Annotated in this window: 15 protein-coding genes and 2 tRNA genes; 9 read left to right on the forward strand and 8 right to left on the reverse strand. The window is 64.4% G+C overall.

The genetic code is table 11. The annotated features are described in order from the left end of the window. Positions 1–546: 546 nt before the first annotated feature. Complete coding sequence (locus tag IE158_RS05735; RefSeq protein ID WP_189642716.1) at positions 547–1,761, reverse strand: NADH:flavin oxidoreductase/NADH oxidase family protein; 1,215 nt, start codon at positions 1,759–1,761, stop codon at positions 547–549. A 224-nt stretch (positions 1,762–1,985) separates the two neighbouring features. Here IE158_RS05735 and gntA point away from each other — a divergent pair, with 224 nt between their 5' ends. Both gntA and IE158_RS05745 read left to right on the forward strand, forming a co-directional pair. Continuing rightward, on the forward strand, positions 1,986–2,762 hold the full coding sequence (gntA, locus tag IE158_RS05740; RefSeq protein ID WP_189642717.1) for a guanitoxin biosynthesis heme-dependent pre-guanitoxin N-hydroxylase GntA: 777 nt from the start codon (positions 1,986–1,988) through the stop codon (positions 2,760–2,762). After that, on the forward strand, positions 2,759–3,424 hold the full coding sequence (locus IE158_RS05745; protein ID WP_189642718.1) for a DUF1989 domain-containing protein: 666 nt from the start codon (positions 2,759–2,761) through the stop codon (positions 3,422–3,424). The genes gntA and IE158_RS05745 overlap by 4 nt, the downstream gene beginning before the upstream one ends. A gap of 99 nt (positions 3,425–3,523) precedes the next feature. Here IE158_RS05745 and IE158_RS05750 read toward each other — a convergent pair. The 4 genes from IE158_RS05750 to rnhA all read right to left on the reverse strand — a co-directional run bounded on the left by IE158_RS05750 (position 3,524) and on the right by rnhA (position 5,301). Then, positions 3,524–3,600, reverse strand: a tRNA-Met gene (locus tag IE158_RS05750). Between the two features lie 135 nt (positions 3,601–3,735). Next, positions 3,736–3,811, reverse strand: a tRNA-Ala gene (locus IE158_RS05755). 78 nt (positions 3,812–3,889) lie between these two features. Beyond that, a complete protein-coding gene (locus IE158_RS05760) occupies positions 3,890–4,621 on the reverse strand; it encodes a TrmB family transcriptional regulator (protein WP_229838928.1) in 732 nt (243 codons plus the stop codon). 137 nt (positions 4,622–4,758) lie between these two features. After that, positions 4,759–5,301: a ribonuclease HI gene (rnhA, locus tag IE158_RS05765; RefSeq protein WP_189642719.1), complete on the reverse strand. Its 543-nt coding sequence runs from the start codon at positions 5,299–5,301 to the stop codon at positions 4,759–4,761. Positions 5,302–5,342: 41 nt separating this feature from the next. Between rnhA and IE158_RS05770 the strand changes: the two genes are divergently transcribed. From IE158_RS05770 to IE158_RS05795, 6 genes are all read left to right on the forward strand, one after another. Next, entirely contained in the window at positions 5,343–5,870 is a 528-nt protein-coding gene (locus IE158_RS05770; RefSeq protein ID WP_229838929.1) for a DUF4870 domain-containing protein, read from the forward strand. Between the two features lie 33 nt (positions 5,871–5,903). Continuing rightward, the gene (locus IE158_RS05775; protein ID WP_229838930.1) at positions 5,904–6,617 is read left to right on the forward strand and encodes an SRPBCC family protein; all 714 of its coding nucleotides are present in this window, start codon (positions 5,904–5,906) and stop codon (positions 6,615–6,617) included. Continuing rightward, positions 6,618–7,304, forward strand: a complete 687-nt coding sequence (locus IE158_RS05780; protein WP_189642720.1) for a CPBP family intramembrane glutamic endopeptidase — start codon at positions 6,618–6,620, stop codon at positions 7,302–7,304. 94 nt (positions 7,305–7,398) lie between these two features. Next, the gene (gene gnd / locus IE158_RS05785) at positions 7,399–8,436 is read left to right on the forward strand and encodes a phosphogluconate dehydrogenase (NAD(+)-dependent, decarboxylating) (protein WP_229838931.1); all 1,038 of its coding nucleotides are present in this window, start codon (positions 7,399–7,401) and stop codon (positions 8,434–8,436) included. Further along, positions 8,433–10,226 (forward strand): glucose-6-phosphate dehydrogenase, encoded by a 1,794-nt coding sequence (zwf, locus tag IE158_RS05790; RefSeq protein ID WP_189642721.1) that lies wholly within the window; start codon positions 8,433–8,435, stop codon positions 10,224–10,226. Before gnd ends, zwf begins: the two co-directional genes overlap by 4 nt. Continuing rightward, positions 10,223–11,203 (forward strand): glucose-6-phosphate dehydrogenase assembly protein OpcA, encoded by a 981-nt coding sequence (locus tag IE158_RS05795; protein ID WP_229838932.1) that lies wholly within the window; start codon positions 10,223–10,225, stop codon positions 11,201–11,203. Before zwf ends, IE158_RS05795 begins: the two co-directional genes overlap by 4 nt. Before the next feature lie 82 nt (positions 11,204–11,285). On the opposite strand, the gene IE158_RS05800 is transcribed toward IE158_RS05795, so the two are convergent. Genes IE158_RS05800 through IE158_RS05810 form a run of 3 tightly spaced genes read right to left on the reverse strand, consistent with a single transcriptional unit; the run spans position 11,286 to position 13,541 of the window. Beyond that, the gene (locus tag IE158_RS05800; RefSeq protein ID WP_189642722.1) at positions 11,286–11,786 is read right to left on the reverse strand and encodes a phospholipase A2; all 501 of its coding nucleotides are present in this window, start codon (positions 11,784–11,786) and stop codon (positions 11,286–11,288) included. Continuing rightward, positions 11,786–12,733 (reverse strand): electron transfer flavoprotein subunit alpha/FixB family protein, encoded by a 948-nt coding sequence (locus IE158_RS05805; RefSeq protein ID WP_189642723.1) that lies wholly within the window; start codon positions 12,731–12,733, stop codon positions 11,786–11,788. The genes IE158_RS05800 and IE158_RS05805 overlap by 1 nt, the downstream gene beginning before the upstream one ends. 46 nt (positions 12,734–12,779) lie before the next feature. Further along, a complete protein-coding gene (locus IE158_RS05810; protein WP_189642724.1) occupies positions 12,780–13,541 on the reverse strand; it encodes an electron transfer flavoprotein subunit beta/FixA family protein in 762 nt (253 codons plus the stop codon). 307 nt (positions 13,542–13,848) lie between these two features. On the opposite strand from IE158_RS05810, the gene IE158_RS05815 reads away from it, so the two are divergent. Beyond that, positions 13,849–14,508, forward strand: a complete 660-nt coding sequence (locus IE158_RS05815) for a hypothetical protein (RefSeq protein ID WP_189642725.1) — start codon at positions 13,849–13,851, stop codon at positions 14,506–14,508. Positions 14,509–14,563 lie beyond the last annotated feature (55 nt).

Consider the following 14,563-nt stretch of genomic DNA (forward strand, 5'->3'; position numbering starts at 1 on the left):
GTTTTGTTCTGTTTTCACACACTCATCAAAGCGTCACTCGCTCCCTGAATCCAGCCTTCAAGCTGAACCGGGGAGCGAGGTCTGTTTTTGCTGTCCCTCACGTCTGGATATGAAGTTGTCGGGTACTGAGGACATGGATCTAACTTAACAAGTAAATCAGAAAGAGTGCAGTTTTCTTTTCATACTGTTAAAATGAAAGAAATTTCATTGCACTTTTGATTGATTTTTGCTGTCTTGTACTTGACGTCTGCTGTACCTCTTAAGAGTGGGGCTGCTGCCATCAAGGTCTGTCGGCGTCACACAAGCGGAATGTGGCGGGCACTTCTAGACAGGCACCGAGGGCATACAGGTGTAGGGCGTCCCCAGTCCGGCTGACCACCTCCCGGATTGCCAGTTCATTCGGGTCAGCCAGCGTGCCCTCGGGCAAACTCCGGTTCTTTGAAGCGGGCCGTCCGCCAGGCTTTCAACGCCCCGGCGAACTCAGGACGACCGGAAGCTGTTGGGCAACGGCAAGCACTCTGCTCACACTCCGAATCAAGTGCCTGCTCAAGCCCGCCGCCGCCTGAGCACCGCGCCCAGCCCGGTTTCGGCGGCGATACGGGCCAGCGCCAGCAGCGGGGCCTCGCCTGCCCGAACCTGCTGACCGCGTGCCAGACGGCGCATGGCGTCCTCGTACCAGGCGATTTCCAGGTAGCCGCTGCCGTCCAGCAGGCCGAGACCCGTTTTCAGGGGGCGCACCTCGCTGCTCACGTCCTCGCCGCGCAGCACGCGGGCGCTGAAGTCGGGGTCGGTGACCAGCGGGCGGGCCAGCCCCACCGCGTCGGCACTGCCCTCTGCCAGCACCTGCCGGATGGTGGCGGCGTCGCGAAAGCCCCCGGTCACGCACAGCGGCACGCCCGCCGCCGCCCGCGCCCGGCCCGCGAAATCGGCAAAGAAGCCGCCGCGTTCGCCCTGCCCCAGCATCATCATCGGTTTTTCGTAGGTGCCGCCCGAAATCTCGATCAGGTCGCAGCCGCGCTCGCCCAGTGCCGCCACCACCGCGAGGCTGTCCTCTTCCGAAAAGCCGCCGCGCACGAAGTCGGAAGAATTGAGCTTCACGCTGACCGGAAAGCGCGGCCCCACCGCTGCGCGCACCGCGTCGAAGATTTCGAGCAGAAAGCGCATCCGGTGTTCCAGGCTGCCGCCGTACTCGTCGGTGCGGACGTTGTGCCGGGGCGAGAGAAACTGCGACAGCAGGTAGCCGTGCGCCGCGTGCAGCTGCACCCCGCCGAAGCCTGCCCGCTGCGCCAGCCGCGCCGAGCGGGCGAAGCGGGCGGTCAGGTCGTGAATCTCGGGCACCGTCAGCGCACGCGGCGTTTCGAAGGCGCGGGCCAGGCCGCCGGGGTAGGGCACGGCGCTGGGGGCGACGGTGCCGCCTGCATTGAGTCCGCGCGGGGCCTGCTTGCCGGGGTGGTTGAGCTGCATCCACAGCGCCGCGCCCCCCCGACTGCCCTGCACGGCCCAGGCGTGGAACTCGGCCAGGTGCCGCTCGTCTTCCAGCACCACGTTGCCCGGTTCGCCCAGGGCGCGGGCGTCCACCATCACGTTGCCGGTGAGCAGGATGCCGGTGCCGCCCCCAGCCCAGCGGGCGTACAGCGCGGGCAACTCGGGCCGGGGGGCGTGGTCGCGCCTTCCCAGTGCTTCACTCATCGCTCCTTTGAGCAGACGGTTTTTTACGGTCACGCCGCAGGGCAAGGTTAGGGCATCGGTGGGAGCAGTCATGCCGGGCAGTCTAGAAAATCTCTTGCCTGCGCGGCAGAAAGTGCTCACCTTCCCTCTGGGCGCAGGCCAGCTCAGGGGCTTTAGGCGAAGTTGAGATGGCCGCCATAAAGGGCATAAGCCACAGCCCAAAGCCAGCGCAGTACCTATGGTAAGCGGGTTGAACTTGGACCTGCCTAGGTCCTTCCTTTCCACCTTTTTCCTTATTTGCTTTGCCCTGAGGACTTATGACTATTTCTGCTTCTTATCGCCGCGTCTCTGGCCCCCCGGTGGCCCTGCCAGACCCCGAGCCTTTCGCCGTCCGCGCTGAGGACGCTTTCCGCAGCAAGATTCAGGCTTCTGAGTTCCCGTGCGTGGCCGCCAAAGCCTCGGTCAACACCGACATGTACCGCCTGCACACCTACGGGCAACTCGGTGCGCTGGACACCACCCTGGCGCTGGCCCGCGACCTGCGTGCCTTTCAGGCTGAGCAGCCGGGGATGGATTCGGACTTCACCAGCTTTGTCAGCGTGTTCGAGTCGCCCGGCGAGGTGGACGAACTGACGTTTGAGCGCCTGCTCTGGGAGCAGCTGCACGGACTCTCACTGCTGGACGACCAGCCCTACAGCACCGAGGTGAGCAGCGACACCACTTCACCCGATTTCGGGTATTCGTTCGGCGGGCAGGCCTTTTTTATTGTGGGTCTGCACCCAGGGGCGTCGCGCATGGCCCGGCGCTTTCCTTATGCCACTGTGGTCTTCAACTCGCACCACCAGTTCCGCACACTCAAGGCCGATGGCCGCTGGACCCGCTTTCAGGAGACCATTCGCGCCCGCGATATCAGCTTGCAGGGCAACATCAACCCCAACCTGGCCGACTACGGCGCTGCCCCCGAAGCCCGGCAATATTCTGGCCGCGCCGTAGAACCCGGCTGGCAAGCTCCGTTCGGCCACTGTCCCTTCGGCTTTGGCCGCGCTGAGCTGAGCGCTGCCCCTGAGACTATCCCACAAGAGGAGAACATATGACGCAATCTGCCCCCAGCAGTCCCACCCGCGACGAATCCGCTTACGCTGTGACCCGCATTCCGCCGCAGAGCGGCAGCGGCTTTACCCTGCAAAAGGGCGACATCCTGGTGGTCATTGATCCCCAGGGCGAGCAGGTGTCTGACCTGATGGCCTTCGCCGGGGACAACCGCGAAGAGTGGCTCTCGTCAGGCCGCACCTTCGACTACAACGAGACCATCTATCTGACCACTGGGCATGTGCTGTACTCCAACCGCTCGCGCCCCATGTTCACCCTGCTGCGCGACGACGTGGGCCGGCACGATTTCCTGCTCACGCCCTGCTCCACCGAAACCTTTGAGATTCTGTACCCGCCCGGCACCGCCGAGGGGCATCCCAGCTGCTTTTCCAATTTGGTGCAGGCGTTCGCACCCTACGGCATCCAGCCCGACCAGATTCCCACCACCCTCAACATTTTTATGAATGTGCTGGTGGACAGCCAGGGCCGAGTCAACATAGGCCCGCCCATCTCGCAGGCCGGCCAGCGCCTGGAACTGCGGGCCGAGATGGATATGGTGGTCGGGCTGACTGCGTGCTCGGCGGAGAGCAGCAACAATGGCACCTTCAAGCCGATTGACTATTTTGTGATTCCTGCCGCCGATGTGCAGGACCAAGTAGGAACCTGACCCCGCAGGTGCTCTTGCTGGGCTCTGCACTACGGGCGAAGCAGCAGACAAAGATACAAAAACGTCCCCATCCATTTCGGTGGGGACGTTTCGTTTGCTTGGTGGCGACAGAGAGACTTGAACTCTCGACCTCACGATTATGAGTCGTGCGCTCTAACCAGCTGAGCTACGTCGCCTGATCCTGTGCCGAGGGCACGCCTCAGGGCCGATATAGAGTAGCGCGCCCAGCGGGTGGATGCAAGCCCCGGAAAGCAGTGTAGCGCCACAAAAAAAACACCCAGCATTGCTGCCAGGTGGCCTTTTTCATATCTTGGTGGAGCTGAGGGGATTCGAACCCCTGACCTTCTGAATGCCATTCAGACGCGCTCCCAACTGCGCCACAGCCCCAAAGGCTCAGATAGATTACAGCGGGGGCCAGGGCTTGTCAACACCTGGGCCTGGGCTTGTCAACACCTGGGCCTGGGCTCAGGAAATGCTGGGCTCCACAGCATTTTTGGGGCCGCTTTTGCGGGACGCCTTGGCGGGTTTGGGTTGGCGCTGTTGCTGCGCGGCCAGGCGCACGTAGCCGTCAATCAGGTGAATGATGACCGGATTGTGGGTGTGAACCCCGTGGGCTTCTGTGTCGGTGTCGTGCGGGACAAAGTGAGCGATCACGGCGGCTTCGGCGTCGCGGGTGAGCAAAAAGGCGTCCTGCCCGGCAGCAGCGATGGGGGGGAGGTCGGCCAGGTCAGCGCGTGTCAGGGCCACGCCACGGGGGCACAGCGCTTCGAGGCGGTCCGCCAGCGCGGGGCTGCCTGCCATGTACACCTGCTGCCGGGCATTCAGGAGCAGGTCTTCGCATAGAGACCGCAGCGCCGCTTCGCCGTTAAGGTGATACACCGCTTCCGGGGCCGGGTCGGGGGTCAGGCGCGACAGGTCGCGGTCCAGGGCTTCTAGGCGGTCACTGAAGGCCCGGCGTGAGCGGGTCAGGTACTCGCGGGCGCTGAGCGGCGCATATTCCAGTGGGTTTTGGCCGACCTTGCTGGCCAGTCCCCGGCCTTCAAGGCGTTCTAACGTCTCGTAAATTTTGGGGCGGGGAATGCCCGCTTGCCGTGCCACCCGCGCTGGTACCGAGCGACCCAGGGCCAGCAGGGCCGTGTAGGCCCGCGCCTCGTACTCGGTCAGACCCAGGGCTTGCAGATGAATAACAGCACTCACGCCCACAGCATAGGTCAATCCTGAATACAGCGGAAGAGCGCTGGCCTGCGCTGATCAGCCTCTGCCGAGGAAGCGAGGCAGCGGGGCAATCAGGCCCATCGGCGCGTCCGCTGCCGGTGGTGGTATGGGTCCAGCCTTCAGCGCAGTTTTTTGCGTTCCTGCACGGCGAGTTCGTCCACCCGTTCGTTCTCGGCGTGCCCTGCGTGCCCTTTGACCCAGACAAAAGTCAGCTCATGAATCCGGGCCTGCTCGATGAGGGCTTCCCAGAGGTCTTGATTCTTGACTGGCTCCTTGCTGGCGGTCTTCCAGCCGTTACGCATCCAGCCGGTAATCCAGCCGTCGGTAAAAGCTTTACGCAGATACTGGCTATCCGTGACCACCTGCACCTGGCAGGGACGCTTCAGCGCCAGCAGCCCTTCCAGCAGGCCGCGCAGCTCCATGCGGTTGTTGGTTGTTTCCCGCTCGTGGCCGCTCAGGACCAGCTCATGCTCGCCGTAGCGCAAGATGGTGGCCCAGCCGCCATGTCCCCTGGTGGTGTCGCATGCGCCGTCGCTAAACAGCGTCACCCGCTGACCACTGACCGGCACAGACGGCTGAATGACAGACTTCAGCGGCAGCCGGTCACGGGCAGCAGTGTCCTTGGCCGTGCGGGGGCGGGTTCGGGAGCCGGGACGCGTCACAGTCCGGGAACTGTAGTGATCCCAGGGACGTACTGTCAAGTATGAAGCGCGTTCCTCCATCCGAAGCTCCGCAGGCGGCCCCTCTGGTGCCCGAACCGGCCTGGAGCGGTGCAGGCGGCATGGCTCCTGCTCTACCCGAAGCTGACCGCACTCCCGCCATGCTGATTCACCTCTCGCCGCTGCTGGGCTTGTTGCTGCCTGCTTTTGGCAATCTGCTTGGCCCACTGGCGGCCTGGCTGGTTTACCGTGACCGCAGCCGCGTGCTGGATGACCAGGGCAAAGAAGCGCTGAACTTCCAGATTTCCATGTGGATTTATTCCACGCTGGGGCTGTTGCTGCTGCTGGGGTTGGCGGGCCTGGGCTTTTTGGGCGGGGCTGCGGGCGCAGCGGCTGGCTCGGATGTGCTGGCAGGCCTGGGCATCTTCGGCGGCATCGGACTGGTGTTCCTGGCGATGCTGGGCGGCCTTTTCTTTTACATCATTCCCATCATTTTTATGATTCTGGCGGTGATGAGCGTGTCGGATGGGCGGCCCTACCGCTATCCGTTTACGCTGCGGCTGCTCAAGTGAGCGCACGCGGCAGGCTGCTTTAGAGTGATGGGCATGTTCAAGCTGTTCCGCAAACCTCGCTCCGAGTCGCCTGTCCCCGAAGCTGAGGGCGTGTCGCATGCGACCTTGAAGGCCCGGCCTGAAGTGCGCAGGAGCGGAGACGCGGCGGCTGCGCCCGCCCGCACTGAGCGACCCCAGCCCCGCGCAGGGCAACCCGAACCCATCGTGATGCGTCACACCGTGCCGATGCGTGCCCGTCCGGAAGTGCTGTACCGGCTGGCCCTGGTGCCCACCCGCCGCGCCGCGTGGGATTCCAACATGGCCGAGTCGGCCTGGTCAGATGACACCCAGACCCTGAGAAATGGGGCCCACGCCCGCTTCCGGCTGGTGCGCCGACTGGGGGGGCTGCGGTTTGAAGCCGAGTACGGTGGCCTCAAGACTTCGCGCTCCGGGGGCTGGCGCACGGTACGCGGCATGGGCCCGCTGGAAGAGTTTTCGCAGGACTGGACCTTCAAGGCCGTGCCGGGCCAGCCGGTGACCGAAGTGACCCTGACGCTGCGGGGTCAGGTGCGCTTTGACTGGGTGCGGGCACAGGTGGAACGCATGATGCAGAACATGCTGCTCACCACGCTGCTGGACATGCAGCGCGAAGTGGATGCGCCCACAGCGGGCCGCATCGACAAGATGAATGAAGACCTGCGCCAGCAGGAAGAGGCCCGGCGCAAGGCCGAGAAAGCCGCCCGCAAGGGCAAATGGAACCGGCGCTAGATGTCCCTGCCCAGTGCTGGTCCTGACCTGGTGGGTCCACCTCCTGTACCCCTGCCCCCTTCGCGGCTGCCAGGCCCGGTGCGACGCTGGCAGGCGGCCTATGCCCGCTCAAGCCCGTTCGGCAAGACCCTGCGTGAACTGGGGCTGGCGTACCTGGGGTATTTCCTGCTGCTGCCACTGACGCTGCTGGTGCCCGGGCTGGCCATGAGCGACGACAACGCTGCGGGCATAGACGGTGTGTTTCAGGAGGCGCTGGGCAGCACCAACTTGCCTCTGGCGCTGGCTGGGGTGGCGCTGCTGCTGGCGGTGGTGGTGCCCGTCATCGAAGAACTGATCTTCCGGGGGATTCCGCTGCTGCTGCGCCTGGGCCTATGGCGTGCCCTGCCTGCTCGCCATCACCGGGCTGTCACGCTGGTGCTGGGGCTGGTCTCGGCAGTGGTCTTTGCTCAGGCCCACAACCTGGTGCCGGGCACCTTGCCGCTCCCGCAGCTGTGGCTGGGGCTGCTCACCTGGTACGCCGCCAGCACGCGGGGCCTGCGCTACTCCATGCTGCTGCATGGCCTGAACAATGCAGTGGTGGTAGCGCTGGTCAGCCTGCTGCTGGCCGCTGGGCCAGACGTTTTACAGGGCACGCCAGCGGAGTCGGTGCCAGTGCCGGTGCCCGTCAGCCCACTTAAGATGCCGTAGGGCAGTGGTCAAAGGTCGGCTGGGTGGCGTGCTTGCTCGGAGAAGTTCGGGAGAGGCCGCAGAGAAACTGACTTTGGCCGCGTATCATGCCCCCATGACAGTAGCGACAAACACCGCAGCAATGGGCATGATTGGCCTGGGCAAGATGGGCGGCAACATGGTGCGCCGCCTCCTGGCAGGTGGGCACCGCATCGCCGGATTGGACCGCGACGCTGGCGTGATGGCCGACCTCACCGCGCAGGGCATGGTAGGTGCGCACAACACTGCGGACCTGCTCGGAAAACTGGGCCAGCCTGGAGAGCGCGCCGTGTGGATGATGGTGCCCGCCGGGCCGATTACCCAGAGTGTGCTCGAAGACCTGGCCGCGCACATGGCTCCGGGCGACATCATCATTGACGGCGGCAATTCCAACTTCAAAGACACCATGCGCCGCGCCGAGGAGCTGCGCGCTCAGGGCATTCACTATGTGGATGTGGGTACGTCCGGTGGGGTGTGGGGGCTCTCTGAGGGCTACGCCATGATGGTGGGCGGCGACGAGGCTGCTGTGGAGCGGCTGCGCCCGCTGCTGGAGACGCTCGCGCCCGCGCCTGACCGGGGCTGGGGCCGCATGGGCCCAAGCGGCTCGGGGCATTACGTCAAGATGGTCCACAACGGCATCGAGTACGGCATGATGCAGGCCTACGCCGAGGGCTTTGAGCTGATGAAGGCCAAGACTGAATTTGACCTGGACATGGCCCAGATTGCCGAGCTGTGGCGGCACGGCAGTGTCATCCGCTCCTGGTTGCTGGACCTGACCGCCGAAGCGCTTCAGCAGGATACCGGGCTGGACGGCGTGAGCGACTATGTGGCCGACTCCGGCGAGGGCCGCTGGACCATCATCGATTCGGTGGAGCAGGGCGTACCCACCCCGGTCATTACCCTGGCAACCCAGATGCGCTTCCGCAGCCAGCAGGAGCTGAGCTACGCCGGGCAGATGCTCAGCGTGATGCGCCGCGCCTTTGGTGGGCACGCCATCAAGACGGTAGAAGCTCACCGCGAAGAAGGCCTGGTGCCCGACCTCAACCCGGCCAACACCAGCGCCGCCGAGCAGCTCGGTGAAACCGGGCAGCAGCGCGTCAAGGACCCCGAATGAGTACCCAAAACAACAAGGCCCAAAATAAGACCAAGAAGGGTGCCGCACAGAAAAGCAAGGCGCAGAAGGCCAAACCGCAGCTTGCCAAAGCCCAGGGCACCAAAGCCCAGGGTGCCAAAGATCAGGGTGCAGGAAAGCCGGAAGCCGCCAAACTCGCCAAACCCGCTGTGGCAAGCTCCAAGCAGCGGGCTGCCCCCAAGGCGTCAGGTCAGAAGGAGCCGCGCCAGAAGACGTCAGACCAGCAGGGAGGAGGCCAGCAGAGGAAAAGGACGCCCAGCTCACAAGATTTGCCCGCCAAAGAAGCCCCGACCGGCAACCCTTTCCGCGACGTGATGCGCCGCCAGAGTGCGCCTGAGCCCGCCAATCTGGTCATCTTCGGGGTCACGGGCGACCTTTCGCGCCGCAAGCTGCTTCCGGCGATCTTCGGGCTGTTTCAAGATGGGCTGCTGAGCAGCGCGGTGCAGGTGCTGGGTGTGGGCCGCCAGGAGATGTCAGCAGCTGAGTTTCAGGGCTTTGTCGAGCAGGCCCTGCGTGAGAGCAGCGAAACCGATGAGATTGACGAAGCCAGCCTGGGCGCTTTTTTGGGAACACTGGCCTACCGAGCCGGGGACCTGGCCGGGGCAGAGGTGTACGCACAGGTGGCGTCTTTCTGTGAGCAGAGCGAGACAGCCAACGCCCTGTTTTATCTGTCCCTGCCGCCCAGCTTGTTCATCACGGTCAGCGACGGTCTGGCCGCGCAGGGGCTTCACCAGCAAGGCGAAGGATGGCGGCGGCTCGTCATCGAAAAGCCGTTCGGGCGCGACTTGCAATCGGCCCGCGAGTTGCAGGCGCAGCTGACCCGGCACTGGGACGAGTCACAGATTTACCGGATTGACCACTATCTGGGCAAGGAGACGGTGCAGAATCTGCTGGCGATTCGCTTTGGCAACGCCATCTTCGAGCCGCTGTGGAACCGCAACCTGATTGACCACGTGCAGATCACGGCGTCCGAGGATCTGGGGCTGGAGGGCCGCGCCGGGTACTACGAGGAAGCTGGGGCTGTACGCGACATGCTCCAAAATCACCTGCTGCAACTGCTGGCGCTGACGGCGATGGAGCCTCCTGCTCCCGGCTCGCCCGACGCGCTGCGCGACGAAAAGGCCAAGGTGCTTCAGGCCACCCGCCGGATTACCCCGGAAACGGTGGGTGAGGTGGCGGTGCGCGGGCAGTACGCAGCAGGCACCCTGTACGGGGAGCGCCTGGCTGCCTACAAGGACGAAGAAGGTGTGGCCGCCGACTCACGCACTGCGACTTACGTGGCTGTGCGGCTGGAAGTGGACAACTGGCGCTGGCAGGGCGTGCCCTTTTTCCTGCGGACCGGCAAGCGCCTGCCCAAAAAGGTCACCGAAATCGCGGTGGTCTTCAAGCGCCCGCCGCTGAGCATCTTTCCCAATGTGGAGCGCAATGTGCTGGCTTTCCGCATTCAGCCCGACGAAGGCGTCAGCCTCAAAATCAGCTCCAAGATGCCGGGGCAGGAAATGGACCTGCGCGAAGTGGTGATGGACTTTCGCTACGACGCGTTCGGTGCCCCGCTGGAAAGTCCCTACTCCCGCTTGTTGCTCGACGCCCTGACCGGTGACGCTTCGCTGTTTCCCCGCGAGGAAGAAGTGATGGAGTCGTGGCGTATCGTGCAGGGATTGCTGGATTCCTGGGAGGGGCACGGTCACCCGCAGCTGTACACCAGCGGCACTTGGGGGCCAGACGACGCTGACCGGCTGATAGGCGAAGGCCGGCGCTGGAGGCGGCTGTGACCCCGGCGGCTGTGGACCCCACCTGCTTGGAGCCGCGCCTGAGCACCGTGCGCGCTGCCGAGGGCACCATCAGCGAATTGTGGGACTGTCTGGGTGTGCAGACGCGCGCTGCTACCGGCAATCTGGTGGCCCTCACCGAGCGCATGCACCTCAAAAAGGTCGAGGGCGCGTTGGCCGGTCTTCAGGGCCGCTATGTCGGGCGGCAGATTATCGGCGTGCTGGAGGGCAGCGACGATACGGTGGAGGTGCAGGTCAGCCTCGTTCCACAAGAGGGGGGGCGCTATGTGGAGCGGTTGGTCCTGCACGCGAGTGAAGACCAGCTGCGCGGGGCCATCTTGCCGCTGCTGCGCCCGGCCACCCTCAACTACATCTGGTGGGCTGCTGAGCGCCGGCCCGGTGGCCCGCTGCTGACCGAGCTGACCGAGCTGGCCGACAAGGTGATTTGCGACTCGCTCACGCTGGACATCAGGCCGGGGCGGCACTACGCGCTGGCGGACCTGGGCTGGCCGCGGCTTAGTGGGTGGCGTGAAGCGCTGGCACAGCTGTTTGACCGCCCTGAGGGGATACAGCAGTTGCCCGGCCTGCAGGCGCTGCGGCTCACTTACGCGGGGCAAAACCCGTTGCCGGCGCAGCTGTATGGAGCTTGGGTGGCCGACACGCTGGGCTGGCCTGATCTGGGCGGTGTCACCGTTGAATCCGAGGACTGTGAGCGTGAAAATGGCGACCTGTGCCGGGTCGAGCTGTATGGAGGCGGGGCCCATTTCGTGTTGGAAGCAGGGGAGGGCGGTGTGATTCACGCACAGGCCGAGTGGGCTGGTGGTGGATTTCAGTCCAGTTTGCATCTGCGCCGCCTTCCTCTGGCCGCAGGTTTGGCCGAGCTGCTGGCCGATGCCCGCCCGCACACTGCCTTCGAGCGGGCCTGGGCGCGTGTTCGCTCGGAGCCGCGCTGGACGGTGGACTTGCCCACAGTACGATAAGCAGCTGCATAGGGGGCAAGACTGCGCCGGGCAAAATGCCAGGTGGAAACTTGCTCCCTGTGTGTATGTGCGGGGTTTAGGTTTAGGTACCTGGGGCAAATCGCACGCTGCCGCGCAGGCGCACGGCGGCGTAGTAAGCAGTCGCTGCCGAGAAGCAGCCCGGCTGGGCTGAGGCAGACTTGCGCTCACAGATGGCCCACAGGTTGCGGCGAAAAGCTTCGTCACTGGCGAGGCGGTTGGCCGCTGTCGGCTCCAAGACCCGCAGGTTGTGGTACGCGAAATCGTGGACGATACAAGCAGGCGTGAACTCCGCGCGGTAACCCAAGCCCAGTCCCTTAGGGGCACTACAGCCGTTGCTCGCCCAGTCCAGCTCAGGCCACAGCGGCTCCAGGGCCGGGCGGGCCAGCGTAAAAGCTTCTGGCGTGCCCCAGCCCAGCGTCTGGACCAGGCTAATGGCCGCTTCAGCGCGGGCCAGCAGGGCGGGGGAGGGAGCCTGCGGCTGCACAGCGGGCACGCAAGCACTCAGAGTGCCGGCCAGCAGCAGGCCCGCCGCGCCAGCCCGCCAGAGCAGGCCAGGGCGCATCAGCGGCTGGCTTGAATCAGGGCGGGGACGATCTCGTTCACGTCACCTACGATGCCGTAATCGGCCACCTTGAAGATGGGGGCGTCGGCGTCCTTGTTGATCGCCACGATGTATTTGCTCTTGCCCATGCCCGACAGGTGCTGCACTGCGCCGCTCACGCCCAGGGCAATGTAAGCGCCGGGCTGCACGGTCTTGCCGGTCTGGCCCACCTGCTCACCATAGGGACGCCAGCCTGCGTCCACCACAGCGCGGGTGGCTCCAACCCCGGCTCCCAGGGCGTCGGCCAGACCTTCGACCAGGGTGCTGAAGTTCTCGGCGCTGCCTACGCCACGGCCACCCGTCACGATGATGTCGGCTTCGCTCAGGGACACGCGGTCCAGCTTTTCTTCGTTCTTGCCGGTCACCTGCAAGCGGGGCTGAGGGAGTTCCAGCTCCACGTCGTACTGCTCGGCGGTCTGGCCCGTAGCGGCGGCGGGCTGAAAAGCACCAGGCTTGACCGTGACCACCACGGTGGGAGCGCTGGCCTGCTGGGTTTCGGTCACGCGGGCCAGGTACGAGTAGCGCTGGCTTTGCAGGCCGCCGTCTACTGCCTGAAGGGCAATAGCGTCTTCCAGATAGGGGGCGTCCAGGCGCACGGCGACGCGGGGAGCGTACTCGCGGCCCGAGCGGCTGCCGCCGATCATCACGGTGTTGGCCTGACCCTGTTGGGCAATCTGCGCGGCGGCGGCGGTCCAGACTTCGGCGCTGTACTGCGCCAGTTCGGGGCGGTCTGCCACCAGCACCTGGTCAGCAAACTGGGCGGCTTGGTTGGCGACTTCGTTTACGCCGCTGCCCAGCACCAGCACGGTGACCGGCCCGCTCTGGCCCGAGGCGCGGGCGGCCTGGACCATTTCGGCAGTGGATTTGGACAGCTGACCATCTTTGTGTTCGGCAATAATCAGAATCATTAGAAGGAGCTCCTTAAAGGGGAAAAAGGAAAGAAGTGGGACAGGTTCAGTTCAGGACTTTGGCTTCGCTGCGCAGCAGGTTGATGAGTTCCTGGGCGGCGGCCTGCGGGTCTTTGCCGTCAATCATTTGGTTCTTGCGGCTGCGCACCTGAATCTCGCTGCTGACCAGTTGTACCTTGCTCTCGGCACCGAAGCGGCTGAGGTCGTCCTTACGCAGCTCCTTTTTCTTGGCCTTCATGATGTTGGGCAGCGTGGGGTAGCGCGGCTCGTTCAGACCCTGCTGGGTGGTCACCACGGCGGGGAGGTCCATCTGGAAGTTCTCGCTGCCGCTGTCCACGTCGTGCTTGCCGCTCAGGGCCGTGCCGCTGAGGGACAAGTCGTTGGTCCAGGTGGCCTGCGGCCAGCCCAGGCGCTCGGCAGTGGCTGCGCCCAGGGCCTGGCTGTCCCAGTCGGCCTGCTGCCCACCGGCCAGGATCAGGCTGACGCCCTCTTCCTGGGCCACGGTGGCCACAATCTTGCTCACGGTGATGGGGTCCAGGTAGCTGCTGGTTTCCACATGAATGGCGCGGTCAATGCCCATCGCCAGAGCCGTGCGGACCGCGTCCTCGGTCTGGGCGGGGCCCACTGCCAGGCCAATAATCTCTTCGACGTCCGCGCCGCCCTCACGCAGTTGCAGGGCTTCTTCTACGCCGTACTCGTCCATGCCGTCAATCACCATGGTGGTGCCGCTCAGGTCCATCTGCCCCCCCGCTGCTTTTACGCGGGCTTCGGCGTCGGGGACTTGGCGAATCAGAGTCAGAATTTTCATAGGTCTCCTCCTGGATGCCGGGCTGCTACGGTGCGGCAGCCCCGATATAGATTGATTCCGGCTGCTTCAGTTTAGGGCAGGTCGCTCCCTGTGACTCTTTCTGTTTCTTCGCTGGGGAATACCGACCTTCTCCCCGGCGCTCAGAAATCAGCGCACACCCACAAACTTGAACCGAGTCCAATTTTCTGGAGTGTAACAGATTTTTCCGCTTTGATTTTTGTGCCTGTCGGACCGGCGAAGGGATCGCTGCCCCCTGCCCAGGGCCAAATTCAGAAAGCGGTCACGTACCTGAGGGTAGACTGCACCCATGAAAAAGATGCTGACAGTGATGGTTCTGGCAAGCTTGAGCGTGGCCGGCGCGCAGCGTGGCTTCCAGGTGGGCCAGACAGGCGTGGAAGTGGGCCTGACCGGCGGAGTCGCTGGCGGCAGCAGCGCCGAAGGCTTTGTGCATGTGCCTGCTGTGGCCGGTCCTCTGGGCCTCAAAGTGAGTGGCCGCCTGAGCAAAATCAGCGACGCAGTCAACGATGAAGCCGTGACCCAGGGCCTCTTTGATTTTGCCCAGGCTGGCTATACCGAAGCAGGACAGCATGTGGTGCTGGGTGTTGATGGCACTTACCGTCTGGGACAGCTGTCACCTGGTGCTGACACCACCCTGTATGCCGGTGGCCGCTACGGCGCTTTCAATGCCACTGTGACGGACGGCGACAACAAGACCTCTACCTATGCCACCAACGCTTTTGGCGTGGGCGGCGGCCTGCAAGTGGCCTACCCGGTGGCCAGCAACCTCAGCGTGATTGGTGATGTGGGCGTGGATCAGTTCTTTGGCGGCAGCATCACCTACACCGACAGCAGCGGACGCAGCGAAACCAGCCGCCCTGGTGACGCGGCTTATAGCACCCAGGACGACATCCTCAACCAGCCGGGCACGGTGTTCAAAGCCAAAGTAGGCGTCAAGCTCAAGCTCTGAAGCTGCGCACTCTGGACGGGCCACTCCTGCTTGGGGGTAGGCCCGCCCTCTTTCG

The sequence above is a fragment of the Deinococcus piscis genome, from assembly GCF_014653275.1.
Taxonomy (GTDB): Bacteria; Deinococcota; Deinococci; order Deinococcales; family Deinococcaceae; genus Deinococcus; species Deinococcus piscis.

Bases quoted from the DNA above. Each gene is read 5' to 3' on its own strand.
- IE158_RS05775 (WP_229838930.1), top strand. From the start codon at position 5,904: ATGTTCAAGCTGTTCCGCAAACCTCGCTCCGAGTCGCCTGTCCCCGAA.
- IE158_RS05745 (WP_189642718.1), top strand. From the start codon at position 2,759: ATGACGCAATCTGCCCCCAGCAGTCCCACCCGCGACGAATCCGCTTAC.
- IE158_RS05805 (WP_189642723.1), bottom strand. From the start codon at position 12,733: ATGATTCTGATTATTGCCGAACACAAAGATGGTCAGCTGTCCAAATCC.
- zwf (WP_189642721.1), top strand. From the start codon at position 8,433: ATGAGTACCCAAAACAACAAGGCCCAAAATAAGACCAAGAAGGGTGCC.
- IE158_RS05780 (WP_189642720.1), top strand. From the start codon at position 6,618: ATGTCCCTGCCCAGTGCTGGTCCTGACCTGGTGGGTCCACCTCCTGTA.
- gnd (WP_229838931.1), top strand. From the start codon at position 7,399: ATGACAGTAGCGACAAACACCGCAGCAATGGGCATGATTGGCCTGGGC.
- IE158_RS05815 (WP_189642725.1), top strand. From the start codon at position 13,849: ATGAAAAAGATGCTGACAGTGATGGTTCTGGCAAGCTTGAGCGTGGCC.
- IE158_RS05810 (WP_189642724.1), bottom strand. From the start codon at position 13,541: ATGAAAATTCTGACTCTGATTCGCCAAGTCCCCGACGCCGAAGCCCGC.
- IE158_RS05735 (WP_189642716.1), bottom strand. From the start codon at position 1,761: ATGACTGCTCCCACCGATGCCCTAACCTTGCCCTGCGGCGTGACCGTA.
- IE158_RS05800 (WP_189642722.1), bottom strand. From the start codon at position 11,786: ATGCGCCCTGGCCTGCTCTGGCGGGCTGGCGCGGCGGGCCTGCTGCTG.
- IE158_RS05770 (WP_229838929.1), top strand. From the start codon at position 5,343: ATGAAGCGCGTTCCTCCATCCGAAGCTCCGCAGGCGGCCCCTCTGGTG.
- gntA (WP_189642717.1), top strand. From the start codon at position 1,986: ATGACTATTTCTGCTTCTTATCGCCGCGTCTCTGGCCCCCCGGTGGCC.